This is a genomic window from Ekhidna sp., from assembly GCF_965212185.1.
Taxonomy (GTDB): Bacteria; Bacteroidota; Bacteroidia; order Cytophagales; family Cyclobacteriaceae; genus Ekhidna.
Genome location: NZ_OZ243102.1, coordinates 1004622 through 1023517, shown reverse-complemented (window position 1 = coordinate 1023517; position 18896 = coordinate 1004622). Strand labels below are relative to the sequence as shown.

7 protein-coding genes are annotated in these 18896 nt (G+C 38.7%); 1 reads left to right on the top strand and 6 read right to left on the bottom strand.

Features of this window, described 5'->3' with window-relative positions; all coding sequences use genetic code 11:
* Positions 1–241 precede the first annotated feature (241 nt).
* From ACOMC3_RS04535 to ACOMC3_RS04525, 3 genes are all read right to left on the bottom strand, one after another.
* Positions 242–13690, bottom strand: coding sequence for a T9SS type A sorting domain-containing protein (locus ACOMC3_RS04535; protein WP_420318342.1), 13449 nt, complete (start codon positions 13688–13690; stop codon positions 242–244).
* Positions 13691–13880: 190 nt separating this feature from the next.
* Positions 13881–14291, bottom strand: a complete 411-nt coding sequence (locus ACOMC3_RS04530) for a hypothetical protein (RefSeq protein ID WP_420318341.1) — start codon at positions 14289–14291, stop codon at positions 13881–13883.
* Positions 14281–16086 carry a hypothetical protein gene (locus tag ACOMC3_RS04525; RefSeq protein WP_420318340.1) on the bottom strand — a complete coding sequence of 602 codons (1806 nt, stop codon included), beginning with the start codon at positions 16084–16086 and terminating at the stop codon, positions 14281–14283. The genes ACOMC3_RS04530 and ACOMC3_RS04525 overlap by 11 nt, the downstream gene beginning before the upstream one ends.
* Positions 16087–16211: 125 nt before the next feature.
* On the opposite strand from ACOMC3_RS04525, the gene ACOMC3_RS04520 reads away from it, so the two are divergent.
* The gene (locus tag ACOMC3_RS04520) at positions 16212–16796 is read left to right on the top strand and encodes a TlpA family protein disulfide reductase (RefSeq protein ID WP_420318339.1); all 585 of its coding nucleotides are present in this window, start codon (positions 16212–16214) and stop codon (positions 16794–16796) included.
* Positions 16797–16798: 2 nt separating this feature from the next.
* Here ACOMC3_RS04520 and ACOMC3_RS04515 read toward each other — a convergent pair whose 3' ends face one another.
* Genes ACOMC3_RS04515 through ACOMC3_RS04505 form a run of 3 tightly spaced genes read right to left on the bottom strand, consistent with a single transcriptional unit; the run spans position 16799 to position 18778 of the window.
* Complete coding sequence (locus tag ACOMC3_RS04515; protein ID WP_420318338.1) at positions 16799–17248, bottom strand: hypothetical protein; 450 nt, start codon at positions 17246–17248, stop codon at positions 16799–16801.
* Between the two features lie 31 nt (positions 17249–17279).
* Positions 17280–18290 carry an agmatinase family protein gene (locus ACOMC3_RS04510; protein WP_420318337.1) on the bottom strand — a complete coding sequence of 337 codons (1011 nt, stop codon included), beginning with the start codon at positions 18288–18290 and terminating at the stop codon, positions 17280–17282.
* On the bottom strand, positions 18290–18778 hold the full coding sequence (locus ACOMC3_RS04505; protein WP_420318336.1) for a SixA phosphatase family protein: 489 nt from the start codon (positions 18776–18778) through the stop codon (positions 18290–18292). Before ACOMC3_RS04505 ends, ACOMC3_RS04510 begins: the two co-directional genes overlap by 1 nt.
* Positions 18779–18896 lie beyond the last annotated feature (118 nt).

The window sequence follows — 18896 nt, the reverse complement described above, 5'->3', positions numbered from 1 at the left end:
GTGTGTTGAGTTGGGTGATTTGACCTGAAATTTATCTTTTGATAACTGATATAGTTCATTTGCATCATCAAAAAATAGTAGCATTTTGAACTCAATTGCTTGAATCTAATAAGCTTAAAGTTATAAAACATGCAAGCCTAAGATTGAAATTATCGATAAAGGTCGATTTAATACCGATAGAAGTATTCATATCCTCTTTGGGGAGAAGAGACTAATATAATCTCTCTATGCTAGCTTACAATTATCTTATGATAATCTTTTGGCGTTTGATATTTCCACCTTGTTTTACCACAACAAAGTAAATTCCTGAGGTCATTTTACGTGAAACATTGAGTTTTTCATCCATTACAATAGCTGCTTCAAATTGATTTTCGAAGTATGATTTACCTGCCATATCGACAATTTTGACATTCACAGGGGTATGATCATCTCCGGTTTCAATGAATATGTTAATATTATTGGCAATGGTCGGATTTGGATAGGTTGAAATTGCAATGTCTTTCATTACAAAATCATTGCTGACCTGAATGATCTGCAAAAGATCTTCAGAGCCATCAAAATCAACTTGTTTCAGCCTGTAATAATTAAGTCCTAAGTATGGCTTTTTGTCTAAATGGGTATAATCTATCTTCTGATTACTGTTTCCTGATCCTTGAACCACCCCTATTGCTTCAAAATAGGTTCCGTCTGCAGACCTTTGAACTTCAAAAAAGTCATTGTTTTGTTCGGTGGCAGTAGTCCAATACAGTTTGACAGCACCATTTTCAACTTTTCCATAGAAATCCACTAATTCTACAGGTAATGGGTTTTGAGTATCATTGGTAGTTGCCAATGTAATCGGTGAAAATGAACTTAGATTATTGCTTGAGGTCACAGTACCCGCAGTAGGAGTACCCGTAGTGCTTACATTGCCTTCATCATCCCATGAAGCTCCATTATAGTGTGCGACAGTAAGCGAAGAAAGCTGTGTAACTTCACTAGTGGCATCCCAATAAAGTGTGACTAATGGTTCACCACTGTGAGCATTCAAATTAGTTAAATCCCAATATTCAAGTCCACTTACTCTTACTATACTTCCATTCTTAGGATCACCAGAGTTAGGTTGATTAGCAAAGAAATATTCTGCACTATATCTATCAGTAGCAGACGAAGTGTTTATTGAAGATATTCCAATTCTTGCATGTCTTGATCCTTCTCCGATTGGGAATACGAAATTATCATCGCCTACTTTTACAACAGGCCCCACTGCATAACTATTTCCATCAGATGCAATTCCTGTGGGAGCACTCTCTGCAATTCCATCATAGGATACCGTAGAATTATCCACAAATGTTAGTGGATTAGAGCCACTAGATTGTACTACTCCAGTAGCAAAATCTGCATTTACGCCAACATTAACATCTAAATTTAATTGAACATCATTATTACCTGCAGCAGTATTACTGATTACTATATTATCAAAATCAAGTGTGCCAGCATTTCCAGTTAAAACTTGTATTTGGCTTCCATCAAAAGTAATGGTACTTGTTCCTCCAGTGGTCAAAGCTCCGTCCACATCCAAACTGCTTCCTGCGAAAGAGATGGTTTCATTAACAAATGCCATAGTGGTCCCAGTACCAACGGAAAGATCACCATTAATGTCTAGTTGTTCTCGCACAGTCTTAGTTCCAGATCCTGCCAGTGTTAGATTGTTAAAAGAAATGGTTGTTCCACCATTGTTACCAATATCCTGAGCTGTGCCATCTAATGTAACAGTAGAAACATTATCTATAAATGATCCATTGGTAGCATCTACAACGAAATTTCCTCCAATAGTTAAAGTATGTGATGCATCAGTAATTTGATAAACACCATCCGTAATTGTGAAATTATTATCTACATCAAGAGATGCTGAACTGGAAAATACAATTCCGGCACCAGTGCCGGCACCATCTATTGTTAAATTGTAAAAACTAGCCCCGCCTGTAACAGTTACATTTGCTCCAGATGAAAGGGTTACTGCAGAGCTTCCAGGTACAAAAGTTCCATTGTTAGTCCAACTGTCGCCAATGTCAAGTGTTTCCGTACCAACCACTGTTAATGTTCCTGAATTTGAAAGCTCGTTATCGACAGTTAACGTTTGGCTTCCAGTCAAGGTCAATGATGCGTTTGCGAAAATTGTTAAGCTAGCAGCACTTGCTACAGCAGTACTAATAATTGGATATCTATTAGACCCTCCACTTACATCCGGAATTTGCACAGTGTTTGCATTGGAAGGAATTCCATTATCCCAATTACCTGCATTATGCCAATCAGTACTTGTACCGCCGGTCCATACTGTGAGCGGATTTGTATACGACCATTGAACCTCACCAGTAGTTGCAACTCCATCATCTAATTCGAAAGTAGGTCCCGCAAATGCACCGCTCGCGTCACTGAAGATAATATTAAACCCTCCTATCTCATTTCTTCTGACATTATTAGTAGGACCGGTATTAAATGTAATGTCAGTTGCAGTGAGATCTGATCCCAGATTATTGCTTAACCTTAGATAATATGAAGCGTTGCTTCCATTCTGGAAGGTTCCGTCATCCAAGCTAACGAGAGTAGATCCATTTTGTAGCCAGATTCCTTCATCTTCCATGTGCTCGATCAGAAAATTACTCGCCTCAAAGGTGCCTCCTGATTCGACGGTAAAATCATAAGAACCCGTAGATCTTCTTGTAAGAGTAGCTACATTACTTGGGTTCGTTCCGTTAAACCTTAAATCTCCTCCATTGGATACCACCAATACGGCATCACCCCCAAGTTCCATACTTTCGTTTGCCTCAACGAGAATTGTTCCACCAATGGTTATATTGTCTTGAGTACCATTACTATTTCCAAGTAATAAATCATTCCCATTAGGATCTACGGTTCCAAGCACCAAGTCAAAGTGCCTATCAACCATCAGATCGTTAAGCAAGTCATACTCAACATTATTTCCTGCTAACTGACCAATTGTGATTGAGTTATAAGTAGAGGTGCCAGGATCAAAGGTTTTAGGTGTTACAGCAGTAGATGGAATTAATAATATTGTTTGGGTACCTGATGCAACCGTTCCAGAATTTGAAAAATTGCCTCCTACTGTGAGGTCAGAGGTTCCGAGATCGAATGTTCCTCCGGAAATGGTAAAATCATTGCTGACATTTAAATCCGTGGAGAGCGTTGATGTTCCTGCGACATTGATGATAAGATCATAAAATCCATCGGTATTGCTAATTGTTTCGGTTCCAGAAGTTGAATTAAAGGTCACTTCACTGGTACCCTTGGTAAATAGTGCTGAAGAAAGCCTTAACCAGCTCCCTCCTATTTCAATATCATCATCAGTTCCGGTACTCTCAAGTCTGCTACTTGCTTCAAAAGTAAAATCCCCACCGATCTGGAGATCCACTGCATCTACATCATCAGTATCAACGATAAGTGCTGCATTTACTTCAAGGGTTAGATTATCTGCGACCGCAACGCTTACATTATCCGAAATAATTGGCTCATTCAATGTTTGAGGAATAATTACATTTTGAGTGGCTAGTGGAACCGTTCCAGAATCCCAATTTCCAGTAGTAAACCAGTCATTACTCACTGCACCAGTCCATGTAACTGTTGGTGGATCCAACCAAGTAATTAGATCATTTGGATCTTCATCAAAATCATCGCCTGAAAAAGATCCTGAATAATTAAATATTTCTATATCTCCTGTTGATGAAGTTGCCTTAAAAATGTTAGTAGCTCCTCCTCCCGGATTATCGTCAAAAACAATATCCTCAATTCTATTTGAACCAGTTAAGTCCTGGTCATTTTCAATTCGAAGGTATTTTCCACCTGCAAACCCATTTTGAAAAGTTCCTTCGCTAAAGTTATTCGTTGCATCAATTACAGTATTTGCATTTACATAGATACCATCAGCTCCAACATATTCAATGAGATAATTTCTTGCTGCAATGTTTCCTGGATTTCCTCCAGTACCAGTTACGGAGAAAATATAGTCTGTTGTACCTGTACTTGTAACCGTAGCGGGTGCTCCACTTGTACCAACAATACTGATTGTACCGCCTGGATTTACAACCAATTGAACATCATTACCCATTGCTAGTGTACCACCTGGTTTGCTTGTTGTACTCACATTCAGGGTACCAAAAATATCCACTACATCCTCTGCATCCCCAATCGATAATGTCTGTCCATTAACATCGAGAGTTCCTGCAGTCAAAGTAAAATTCCCAAGTGTTATGAAATCATCAACCAATTCATAAATCCTACCGGAAGCATCTATCTCAACATTGCCTGCTATCGAAGATCCATTCGTACCGATTGTTGGAGTTCCAGAACTAGCATTTAAATAATACAATCCTGTTCCTGTATTGGCATATTGACCTGTTCCGGAGGCATTCATATTACCACCAATGGTAACGATTAACCCATTGCCATCGAAAGTTCCATTGAAAACATTAATGTCTCCAAGAATTGTCATGTTACTAGTAGCTACTTCAACGTTTCCACCTGATTTGTTAACTAAAATATCGTTGAAGCTCTGTGTTCCAATTTCTCCAATATCGAGCGTTTGATCTGCACCTCCATCAAAGGTGACTGTACCTGCTCTTGCATTGAATGATCCATCATCATTACCGTTATTTGTATCCCATCTTCCAGCCAGGTTTATAGAATAATTACTGGTTGAAACATCTAGGATTGAATTTCTAAAAAGTAAATCCCCATCTATATCAATATTTCCACCTAAGGTCTTGGTAGTTGCATTATTCATATAGAAGTTTCCGTAGGTAACTCCTCCTCGTACGGTCTGATCAACAGTGCCATAATAGTACGTAAAGCTTCCATCAGCTAAGTCATATGTTGCAAAGTTTGATGGGAAATTATTTGCTCCTTCAACTCGAATAATTTCTGCGTCTGCAAGTGTGAATGTACCAGTCCCTGACGTATTGTCAATTAGGTAACCATTAACATCGAGTGTATTAATGGTATTATTAACTGTCAAATCACCAGTGAGGTCAACATTTCCATCGTCTTGATCCCCACCAATTAATCGTCCTAATTGAATCTGAGCATTTCCACTTAGTGTTAAGTTGTGGAACTCCACTGGATTGTCACCCACTGTAATTTGTCTGATATACTGCGTACCTGTTGGTCGAGTAAATATTACTTTTCCATCTCCTGTGTAGCTATTTGCAACCGCATTCCAATCATCACCGGTAAACGTGTAACTCTGACTTGCAACTCCATTAAATGTTCCATTGACATATACATCTCCATTAATAGTAATGGCTCCACCACCAGAGAGAGTAGTACCGGATTCTATGATTAGGTCATCGTTTATGACCGTTGTTCCACTCGTTGTTTTTGTACCCGAACCTGATACTGTTAATTCATCAAATGACATGTTCGTGATGGTCTGAGCAGCGCCATTCAATATTACTTCTCCATCTACAGTTGTATCAAATTCTCCACCCGTAGCTGTAATGTTACCAGCCACACTAAATATGTATCCAGTGGTTGATGGTATCAGTTTAGCGGAATTCTCAATCACTAGATTGCCATCAAAATCAAATGTTGCAGCAACCAAATTAAAATCTCCGGCACTGGTAGCATTTGAAAAAGTTACATTGTTGAAACTTTGATTTCCAGGAGAAATTGATACTGAAGCGCCAGCATCTGCATCAAAAGTCACTGTTCCATCCCCATTGTCAAATATTGCATTTGCTGAAGTAGTCCAGGATCCTTCCACATTAACAGTGGCCGTATTATCCATAATTAAGGCGCCTCCTGTTCCATCACCAAGAGTCAAATCACCATCCAAATCAAGCGTTCCTGTGCTGATGACCTTTAATATTCCATCATTGATTACCAAAGCACTGATATTAACAGTACCGTCTCCCGTCTCAATGGTTGGATTAAATGGAGATCCAAGATTTATAATTGCTTCTCTATCATTTCCAGGAATTGATGGTACTCCGTTATCCCAATTTCCAGCTGTGCTCCAATCTGTGCTTAACGCTCCCGTCCATTGAGTATCGAGTGGAAGATCCCATGTAAGCTGACCCGTAGATTCCGGTGGGCTTCCACCTGCACCATCTTCCTCATAATCAAACCCGGTGCGCCCCAATGGGCCGGATGTATTGTTCCAATCGATGACTACATTACCAATTGCGTTAGATCTTGTAACATTATAATGTTGTCCGATGGTTGGACTTCCATCAAAGTTGAAAACTACATTATTTATTGTGAGCCCTGCATCAGACTCTATTGTTAAATATCTATTTCCAGCGATAGGATTATCATCGCCACCTGTACCATCACCGGCATCTGTTTCCAGACTTGAAAATGTTCCATTGCTGAAATTATTGGTCGCATCTATTGTTGCTCCATCTTCTACTTCTAATCCTTCATCGGTTAGGTATTGAATGTTGTAATACTGAGCATGTATTTCTCCACCGCTTTCAATGTTGATGTCCACTCTGTTTCCTCCAGCTGAACGTGTAACATTTGCTACATCAGTGGTATTGCCAACTATGCTTAAAATTCCTCCACTTTGAACATCAAGATTGCCTCCAATTTCCGTATCAGCAACATCTCCACCGTCATCAAATGTATCAAATTGAAGAGTAGCACCTGCATCTACTTGAAGGGTTCCATCAGCACCAATAATGTTTAACTCAGCATCCGGATCCCCTGTGTCATTATCACCAAGAGTCAGTGTGAAACCGTTTAAATCTAATGTTGCAGCAGCGAGTGTTAAACCTGCACCTGTGTCATCTCCTTCCACCTGCATGTTGCCTAAAAGAGTATAGACACGCTCCGGAGAAGTGGCAGTTCCTTGAAAAGTGACCGCAGCGAAATCTTCTCCATTTGGATTAATATTTTTAGCATTTGTGTCATCCGAATTAAAAACGACCGTTCCTTCTCTTTCAAAGAAATCTCCACCATTGTTGGTCCAACTACCATTCACAGTTATTTGGTAATTGTTTGCAGCAGTCACATCCAGATCGGTGTTTGATCCAATTGTCACATCATCAACAACGATTGCACCTGTTAAGATCTTATTTCCTGCTGTACTGGTAATGATGGATGGAATACCTGTAATATTTGCATTTGCTTGATCAATAACCGGAAGATTCTGACCACCATTTTGATCAAAATCTAATGTAGCTCCAGTCAATGTCCATAAGCCTGTAGCGTTGATAATTACATTTTCAGAAGCAAGATTATGTGTCAGATTACTAAAATCAATAGCCGCATCAGCACTAATATTAAAATCGCCGGTCCCCAGATCGAAACCGTTATTTTGAACCGTTACAGTGGTACCTACTGAATTTGAAACTGTTAACGCAGCTATATCATTTGTTCCCGGATCTATCGTTGCATTTCCTCCATCAAAAACAAATGGTCTCGCATTTATCGTCAAATTAAAGGTTCCATTATTCGTCCAGGTGCTTCCACTAAACTCAACGCCTCTTGCTGTGGTTACTGTAACTCCGGAATTGATTGTAACAGTACCTGAAATATCTGATACTTCGTCCGCTGCATTTGGCTGTAATGTTTTTGTTCCGGTCCCTCCAAAAACAACATTTTCTAGAACAAGATCTTGTCCTGATCCATCATTATCAAAAATTGTTTGATCTCCAGCTCTGCTGAAAGTTACGGTTGTAGCAGCTGTAGGTGTATAATCCTGGATATCAATAGTAGCTCCGTTTAGTGTTAAATCAAACCCTGCGTCTTGGAGGGTAGGGTTTCCATTCATATCAAAGTCCCCTTGAACAATGAGATTACCATCCAGAGTTGCGGATCCTGTTGTAAACACTCTCAATTCACCATATTCAAGTGTACCTGAGTTGGTGAAAACTGTTTGGTTTCCTGTGGCTTGAATATCTACACGACTTGTTGCGTTAAGGCTATAACTAGCAAAACCAGTTGGGAATGCAACACCTACTACTCTGTTGTCGAGAATTGAGTTTTGTTCCATGGTAAATGCGTCACCACCGTCATTTGTTATGGTTCGCGTGAGTTGTTCTAATTCAACACCATCGCCCACTGTCAGATTACCATTAACCGCAATATCTGAATTTGGTCTTTTCCTATCTGTTCCATTTAGTGTAAGATTTTCGAATGGTCTAGTTGTCGTATTGAAATCGGCATCCATACTCCAAAATCCACCTGTGTGAATCAAGGTACCGCCATTCCAGGTAAGTACTTCGTCAGACTCAACTGTCATAAGGTCAGCGAGTGTTATTGTAAAACCAGCAACATCCAGGGTTACCGCTCCATCATCAAGAACTAAATCATCATTTACTGTAATATCTCCTAAAAGTGTAGCTGTAGTACTACCACCACCATTATCACGAATTTCAATGTCATTGAATGTTACATCTGCTGGGAGCGTTTGAGCTCCATTATTCCTAAATTCTACTTCCCCTCCTGTTAAGCTATAGCCACCGGTTGCAGAAGGGAAATTGCTATCAAATATGCGCATTTCACCTCCAGTTTGTGATAGTGTACCACCAATAGTTACGATAACTCCACTTTCAAAATCAACAAAAGTATTTTCAGAAATCACAGAAAAATTGCCGTTTACCGTAATATCTGTTCCAGCAGATGCAGCTCCATTTTCCAAGTCTTTCACACCTGAATTCTGAAAGATGACATTATTAAATGTTAGTGTTTGGTTAGCATCTGCTTCTATGTTTTGAGTTGCAGTACCATTAAAAATGACTGTGCCTGTTCCTGGAACAAATCCTCCAGGTTCATCCAAATCCCAATCACCTCCAACAAATATGGTCCGATCATTTCCGGATACTAAACCACTACCTGCAGCTATGATTAAATCGTCTCCCACGGAAATGTTCCCATCTATGCTCTTTGCAGCGGCACCTTCAAATCGTGCATCCCAAATCGTGCCTCCAGAAATATTCTGCGTCCCTGTAGTACCATTAAATCTTACTCTTCCTTGACCTGGAGAGAAGGTTCCTCCATTAACCGTCCAATGATTATTTATGAAAATATCGAACCCACTGGATCCATCAAAAGTACCGTCTGATAGTGTAAATGCATTTGATACTGTTAATATCGATCCTAAGGTATATGTTGCTCCATTTCCATTGATGGTTAGGTTATAAAATGGATCGCCATTTCCAAGAGTAGTAATTGAGTGAGTCCCTGAAGTGCCGACGAAAGATACTGTAGCAGTTCCTTCATTAAACGTTCCTGCATTGGCCCATGCACCTCCAATATTTAATGTAGATGTTGCACTAGCAGACATATCAACCGTGGTACCTGAAAATACAGTGAAATTTCCATTAACTGTCAATGAACCATCACCGGTAAACATCAAAACGCCGCTATTTCTAACAGTCACACGTTCAACCGTAAAGCTTTCACCTGCTCCTATAATAGGGTCAAAAGTAGCTCCAGCCTCTATGTAAATAATATCATCAGCATCAGGTATACCATCAGCATCACCACTAGTATCATTCCAATTAGAAGCTGTATTCCAGGATGTGCTTGTTCCTCCTGTCCATGTAAAACCCGGATCTTCATTCCATCTAATAAATCCGGTCGTAGCTCCACCATCGGGGTTATCCTCTTCATCCTGCGCACCAGCTAAGGTTCCGCCAGCGATGACGAATTCAATGGTTGGTTCCACCGTGTGAGCTGTTCCTAAGTTTGTTAGAGAAACGTTATGCGTAGGGCCTTCATTGAATACAACATTACTTGCAGAAGTATTATTTAGGATTCCAGTTGCAAGTGTTAAGTATGCATTGCCCGCACCACTGGTAAAGGTTCCATTGCTAAAGTCATTCCCAGTAGCTCCTGTGTCTAGCGTTCCACCTTCAATTCTAATACCATCTCCTGTTGTATTGGCTATGGTATAATACTGTGCTTGAAAATCTCCAAGAGTTTGAGTAAACGTGAAACCATCATCATCTACCGAACTTAAAGTAGCAGGACTCCCATCGATACCTACAATTTGAAGAGTACCTCCTGTTTTATTGAAGTCTGGATCAACAGCAATGTCATTTAGTAATAAGGAAGCTCCCTCATCAACAATCAAAGTACCTCCGGACATATCCAGTCCACCTCTATTGACAGTCATGATATTGCCATTGAGGTCAAGAGTGCCCGCTGTAAGTTCAAATGCGTTATCCGTATCGTCACGCATAAGAAAATCACCAGTTAGTTGATAAGTAGCTCCAGAAGCATTGATTTCAAAATCTCTCACCTGGTCTCCCCCCAAGTTGATGTCATGAGTTCCAGATGTTCCATTCATAGTAATTCTTGCATTCTCCTGACGAAACTCAAATCCATTACCCCAGTTAACCAAACTACCTCCTACATTAAGGAGTGCCGGGCCCGGATCTGCCCCCCCATCATCTTCAACTAGCCTAAAAATACCTGTGGTGATTGTTAAATCATTTAAAACATCGATTTGGTCATTAAAAACAACTCCTTCCTGCTCTACATCAAAGCGAGAATCAGGATCAGTATTGATCGTCAAATTATAGAAGGCTTTATCGGCCTGTACTCCACTGTTTGCATCTACTAGATTAAAGCTTCTAAAATCAGATTCTCCACCAGTGAATGTAACTGTCCCGTTTCTGGCATTGAAAAACCCATAGTTGTTCCAATCTTCTTCAACAGTTATGGAGTAATTACTTGCAGAAACATCTAAAGTCCCATTCGCGAAAATGTCTATTTGTCCACTTAATGTGATATTACCACCTAGTGTGACTGTTGTGGTGACTGATCCATCGTTTGTTCCGATCTCTACATCATGAAATGAAGAAGTACTCACGGTTGTTGAGCCGCCACTATTTAGGAAATTAACACTGTTATTGTGCTGGAAATTTCCATTATTGGTCCAATTTGAACCTTCAAAGTTTATCTCAAATCCATTTCCTTGAAAAGTGGATTCATTCGCAATGGTTAAGTCTCCTTCAATAGTTAGAATGTTATTCACCAACTCCTTATTACCAACTCCTTCAAATTGAAGTGTTGGAAAATTTTGAGCAGCGTTGATATTTCTTAAATCTTGTTCACTGCTTCCATCCATAATAATGATACTCGTAGATGGTGTAGTGTATGTGATGGTAGCGGTGCTATTTACTCTAATATCACGACTTACACGAATTGTTTCTCCTTCAATGTTTATATCTGACCCATCAGCGATATCTAAATCCCTACCAACTTGAACCGTTGAATTGATATCAACGATGGTATTATTGGTAATGTCTAAGTCATTAAATGTAGATCCTGTATTCTGTACAATTGTTTGAGTGGCCCCTCCATTGAAATCTGTTGTTGATCCAGTTTGTGTAAATGTACCCGTGCCGTTCTCTGTCCAGTTTCCTGCTATATCTATGGCCTCTGAACCAGCATTTACAGTCACACCATCGTTTATGGTTAAATCTCCATCTACAAGAAGGGTACCTGTAATCGTCTTAGTATCAGATCCGCCAAATACGACATCATTAAAATCTGAGGAACTTATATTCTGATCCGTGCCATTAAATGTGATGGTACCCGTCTCACTGTCTCCAGTGTATGCAGTAGCCATATTCCAGTCACCAGTTACCGTATGACTGGTCGCCACTGGTACCTCAAATCCAATAAAAATTGTACCTGGTCTGAAGACCGGAGTTCCCGCTATCCTTGTTACATCACCACTAATATTAAGGTTATTGCTGATGTATTTATTACCACTGCCAGCGAACTGAATGGTTCCAAAAGCACCACCATTGAAATTTGGAATACTTTGATTTCCAGCTCTATCAAACCTTACAATACTTGCTGCATCAATATTTATAACATCTCCGCCATCATCAAAGGCTTCTGCAAATCCATCAGTGTCATCAGTACTTGTATAGATGATGCAGTTAGCACCTAAAGTAAAGGTTTCACCATCACCAGGTTCTGCAAAGATCTGATTGTCATCTAAATCAACAATCAGTGTATTAGCGGCTGATCCATTAGGGTTTTGAATCGTTATTGCAACATCTATTGCAATGTTATCATCTACGAACACTGTTCGTGTGGTTGTAGGTGTAGCAGTATTTGTAATGATCCAACTATCTACCTCATAATTACCCGAAACCGGACCATCAACAACCTGATTGGTGTTAGCATCCATAGTAATTGTAGAATTAGCCGCGCTGAATACCGGCGAGCCAGCGGTAGTTCCATCATCCGCTCGGATGTCTTCTCCAAATTCCAGGTTTGCAGTATGGGTAACTAAAAATTGGACCCCATTAACCATATCAAATTGACCATTTACCTGTAAGTCATCATCTCCTGCAAATAGTTGTCGAATTCTTTGAACAGCAGCGTCATCCTGACTTAAATAAAGCCTTCCAAAAGGTATGGTTGTATTCGCACTGTTTTCACCAACAATTATTTGGTCAAAATCTGCATCATATCTTACCAAACTTGTAAGGTCAAGTGAATAGGTAGTAAAACCTGTTGGAAAATTGTCATATCCTCTAATGTAGAGGTCTGCGCCAGCACCCATCGTTAATGTTCTTGAACCAACAACATTTAACTCTGAATCACTTTCGCCGGCTGGAATTGAAGCGTCAGTTCCATTAATAACCAAGTACCCTGCAGCAGTAATTTCCACATCTCCTTCTACTGTTAATTGGTCATCTCGTTCAATGCTACAGTTGCCATCGAAAGTTATTGTTGGACCTGTTGTGCCTATTGGATCCGACATGTCTATCGTACCATCAGTAGCTGCATTATCTCCAAACCTTATCTCACCGCCAGTAAATGTTACGGATCCACCAGTAAGTGCAACTCCGGCAGCATTTTTCACTTCAAATATGGCTATTTGATGTGTACCACCATTATTAGTCCAAATGGCATCAGCAGTGATTTCAAATGTACCATCAGAAATAATATTACCAGTTACTGTCTTATTACTATTGTCGAAGGTCAGGTTATTGAAACTCGCTACTCCTCCAGAAATCGCCAATGCTTGTGCTCCAGCTCCATCGAAAAACTGTGTACTGTTTGTCGCAGTGAATGTTGCGCTATTGGTCAGTGTGAAATTTCCACCAAAGTTATGATTTGATGATGTTGAAATATCAGTACCACTGGCATCTGCCACAAAATTTCCATTGACATCAATGGAAGCGATAAGTATTACACCCGCTCCGCCATTTATTGTGAGATCATTAAAAGTCATCGCACTTCCTGAAAGAACCGAAGTTGAGGTATTCGGTAGGGTTACATTGGCAAGACCGGTTCCATTATCCAGATCAAAAGTGCCTCCATTGTTTATAATATCACTCGCAATGCTAACAGTGTGAGTATTGCCATCGTTGTTATTGGTTTGAAATGTAGAGGTAGACTGAATAACTAGTGAGCCGTTCAAGGTTAATGATGATGCTGAGCTGGCATTTCCAATTGTAAGCGTTCCGATTCCTCCTCCTTGTCCAACCTCTATTGCTTCTATGGTAATAGTGGAACCGCCATCAATCGTTATAACATCGCCATCAGCGATGATAAATGTATTGAGGCCATCAGTAAAGTCAGTGGCTACTGGTGATGGGGACCAAACTGCAGCACCAGTTGTTGTAAAACTACCTGACGCAACACTTGTAAAAGTCGTTTGAGCATAACTGGCTGTCAAAAAGGTCAGGCAGATCAGTAATAATAGTATTCTCATGAGATAAAATCGGTCTAAGGCACTTCAAAGTAATAAGAATTCATGTATCTAAATGCCATTTTTTGACGGTTCTGAACAAATACTTAGGTGTAATCACAAGAATATTCGACAAAATAATTTCCTTGGAAAGACTCTTAATGCTGATTGACAGTTTTCTCACTTTCTAAAAATGAATAAATAATGGATAAGATTAATTAGAAATGTATTTAATGCGTTGTTCACCAATATTCACTGTGAGGATATCTGATGTTATTTCATCAATGATCCAATAATTGCCATTTGAAAAGACAATTGAGTCATCAAACAAAATGCTACCTTCTCTTTGAGAAGCATTTGCTCTACCTAGAAATGCTGTGTCCAGAAAATCACAAGCTAGTGTAGGTGAAATATTGAAAATATCTAATGAGTCATTCTGAGACTCAATAAGCATTTTGATTGAATCAGAGCATTCCTGAGAATTTATTACCTGAATCCATAATTTGGAACTGTCGTTAGTCAGCAATCGCTCGACTTGATAATCATAAAGGCCCGGTGGTAAGTTCTCATCTGAACAAGAGCTAACTAATAGAAAAATAAAAATTACAAGAAAATTATCTCGCATTACCTGTTCTATCAATCACCACATATCCAAGCTCATCAGAATCTAATGGTAACTCTTCTTCGGGGTATAGTAAGATTGTAAGCTCTTGTGTTAGGTCATCAAACTTAAAATCGACTGGTTTTTTAGAAATGGTCACTACTGTTCCCCAATTCAACTGACCGTCTGGAGTGTAGCTCACCACAACGAAATTATTTTCTTCTACAGAAGTGTTATAAATGTAGAAACTCTCAGATCCCTTTATCGTCGGGATTGAGTCACTTTCATATTGAATCGTTTCAGCTCCAGGTAAATCAAATTCCAATTTCCATTTTGCCACTCGATCAGGACCAAAAGAAGCTACATATCCTTTTTTATCATTCAAATTAGCACCATAAATCACAATTTCATTCGGCGTTTTTACTGGTACTCCCAGGGTCATAAATCCAGCTTCCGGATTGTCTTGAACATAAAGCGGAAATCTTATTTCTCCATCTTCGGAATCAACTCCCCATCTGTTTCTTTCAGTCCAATATTCAACTGATTTTCCCAACCAGCCTTTCGTTCTTCGCGACCATGTTTGCATGTCAGTGACATACTTTGACGCGGTTACGTATTTCTGAAAAAAACTTTCTATGTAATTCTCATATTTTTTCTTGGCTATTTCTAAGTCATCACTCGTGATAGATTCAACAAGTAAATTCATTGCTTGAACATCTTCTAATGCTGATTCATAAATGGCTAACTGAGAGCCAATCAATGACGAATCCATTAAATCAGGGTTTAGTTGCAGATCGACCTTCTTAGCGATTTTAGCTTCATACATTTCCACTCTCAAGAGTTTTTCCGCTGTTGATCCAGGGTCATACTTTTCAAACTGAGAAACTAAATTTTCCGGGAAATCGCCAATTTCTGCATACTGACTGTTTTGAACTTTAGCCTTTTTCTCTCGAATCTCATCAGCATAATTCTTTACCATGGTTTTAAACAGGGCAACTCCCCCTCTGATCTCAGACTGTGTGTTTCTGGCCCACTCTTCAAAATCCCATAGCTCTAATGAACCAGATTTAAGGTCCATCGCATTCAATCCATCAACACCAAATTCGTCAATTGATTTTAAAACAGGGTCTTGACTAAATTTATCTGAACCCAGTTTAAATGCCAGATCTTGAACATCTTTTGCAAGATCTTTTGTATTGCGTCCATTCGATTCAATTAGAGATAATTTATCAATAATGTCTTGATCAGCTCCTATTAGCATATTATTATACCTACTGTATTCTTTAGTCAGATCTGTATAATCACTAATTGCAGCTTTTTGGTTTTTCTCTAATTTTATAACAAGTCTGTGTAATGTTTTAACATTTTCAATCCTTCCTTCAATGGCCTCTATCTTCTTTTCTATATCAAGATGTACGTCGGAAACTTTTATCCCAAACTCTCCTGTTCGAAGGTCTCTTCGATAGAAATCCTGATAATATTGATCCCGTTTCTTTAATTCTTTCTCATCAATAAAATTCTTGGCAGTCTCCAGATAAAAAATTGCTGAATCACCTACTTCATATAAGGCTGTAGAATCATCAACCACATCGTAGGTATTGAATCTATATTCAAGCCAAAATCCCATCTGAAGATTTGGGTTGGCCTCTTCTCTGTTTTTCTCATCAGTGAGGTATTGTTTAAGCTGAGGGATACCTTCTTGATAATTTTTAGCGGCAAGCACTGGATATAAATCCTTGTACTTTATCTTTTGAGCCTGTGAAACAAACAAGCTGAGAGAGAATAACAATATTGCCGCTGACTTAATATTTATGCGCATGGTGAGATTTTTATACCGCTAATTTATAAAAATACTAAGTGTAATTATAAAAATAACCAGATCATAACTTGACGATTGCAATTGAATCATTTGATGTGAAAAGTTGTACTTAATGTCCAAAAAAGATGAAATCTAAAGTTAAAAGAGAATTTATTGAGTGGGTTCTAATAATCTGTGTTATTGGGGTTATTTACCTTGGAGGTTGGCATACAGTCATTATTGGAAAAATTCAGCAGGTAGTATTATCCACTGGCATTATATCACCAAATGTCGTAGAAGACGAAAAGCAAGCTTCTTATAATTTTGTGCTCGAAGATATTAACGGCGAGCGAGTAGACTTTAACTCATTTAAAAACCGAGTTGTCTTTATAAATTTTTGGGCAACCTGGTGTCCTCCTTGCATCGCTGAAATGCCCGACATCCATCAGTTGTATCAAGCTCAGAAAGATCAAGTAGCATTTATTATGATATCACTCGATAAGGATGAGATCAAAGCAAAAAAATATGTAGCAGATAAGGAGTTTAAATTTCCGGTTTATTTTTTAAGATCTTCATTGCCTGAAGGCTATAATATTCAATCTATCCCAACAACATATGTAATAGATAAAGGTGGATTAATCAGAGTAGAAAACCATGGCATGGCCAAATACAATACAAAAGATTTCAAAGCACTCTTGATGGATTTAAACAGGGATGAGCTTATTGATTGACTTTAGTTCATCTTTTCTTTAACCTCATCCACCATATTCTCAATGTTTAGGTGAACATCAGATACTTTTATCAAGAACTTACCACTTCTGAGATCTCTTCTCAGAAACTCTTGATAATACTTATCATTTCTTTTCAATTCTTTTTCATCAATTAGCCCTTTTGCTTTATTAAGAAAAAATAAGGCTGAATCACCAACTTGGGAGATTTTTGTATTATTGGCGTTCTCTAGATTCATTAAACGTGAATGCAACCATATTCCCATTTGTAAATTTGGATTGGCCTCTTTTTTATGATCTCCATCATTTAGATACTGTTTTAATTTTGGTATTCCCTCATCATAATTTTTTGCTTCCAGTATAGGATATAAATCCTTGTATTTGATTTTTTGTGCAAAAGTTTCAAAACTAAACACTGATAAGACTATTGATAATATTATTACTCTTAAGACCATTTTTTAAAAAATTGTAAGAAGCTAATTTATCTTATTTGAATTTTAATAATCCTGAAGACACCCCTGTTAACGAAGCAAGACGATAAATAATGCGTGCGGCTACATTTGCATCCCATGCACCATTTCCAGTTTCACACACATCAAACCCAACAATTGTTCTGCCTGAACGAACAATCTGCTCCATTAAATAAACAGCTTCATTAAACTGCAGACCTCCAGGAACAGGAGTACCTGTATTGGGGCATAGTGATTGATCTAATCCATCCATATCAAAGCTTATATAAACTTTATCGGGAAGTGTTCGAATAATTTCATCAGCTATTGTAGCCAATGTAACGCCTTCCATTCTTTTGTTAAACAATTGTTCATCATAAAACACATGAATAGATTTTTCTGACTCGGAAACAAATAACTCTTCTTCTTCACAGAAATCTCTTATACCAACTTGTGTCAATGATTTAACATTTTCTTCTCGAAGTGCATTATACATGATGCTTGCATGAGAATAATCAAATCCTTGATATGCTTTTCTTAAATCCATGTGTGCATCAATTTGAAAGATTCCGAATTCTTCTTTTGTAGCTAATGCTCTAATTAATCCGAGCGGAGAAGAATGATCTCCACCCACTACCCCGACCTTCTTACCAAGATCTAAAAATGATCCTGATATTTCCTCCACTGATCTATGAATCTCTTTGCAATATTCATTTATAAAATTCAATTGGTCTTGTTCAGGCTCCCTGCCGGCTTCTAGTGCAGTAATCACATTTCGTGCTCTTCCTCTATGGATTTCATTTTGGCTTGATTGAACGACTTTGTCATACATCACTGTTTTTAATTCCCAAGGATTACTAATGTTCAGCAACGATAAGTCCAACTGTGAGGACTCTTCCAAAATCAGATCTGGTGCTTTTGACGTGCCTAGACCATATGAAACAGTCACATCTAAGTGGACTGGAATCAAAATAATTTCAGATTGCTCTAGATTATAGGGCAACCCAAAAATGCTGCCTTTTTTACCTACTTCGCTTGGATTATACATTAGTGGTTGGGATGAAAATAACTTTTAAACTGACCTGTACCCTGAGAAACTTCTTCCCATTTCAACTTCTCCAGCTGGATAGTTACAATTCCCGCTGGCTGCATATTGCCAATAACTGCATCGGATAAATACTCTCCGAAAAAAGTTATGGTGGGGTTGTGTCCAATAATAGCAACCTCTTTGTTGTTCTCTGCAACTTCGTTGAGAACCGATAATAATTCTCTAACCGAAGCATTGTAAATCACATCTTTGTATTCGATTATGTGTTCGCTTATTTCCAATTCCTCCACAAGGTTGACTGCTGTTTGCTTGGTTCTAACGGCTGTACTACATAGAATTATATCTGGATTGAAGTTTTGATTTATGAGATGTCTTCCTAGTGCCCTAACCGTGCTTTGACCTTCATGTGTGAGTTGTCTTTCTATATCCCTCTTCCCATTTGGTTCTTCTGCATAAGAATGTCTGATCAAGTGAAGTATTCTATTCATCGATTAGGTTGGATTTGAGTTAAAGATAACCATTGATCAAACAGACATGAAAACATTTAAAATATGTTTTTTCATTTCTGATATTGAACAGGATTTAAATAGTCGTGTTATGTTTACG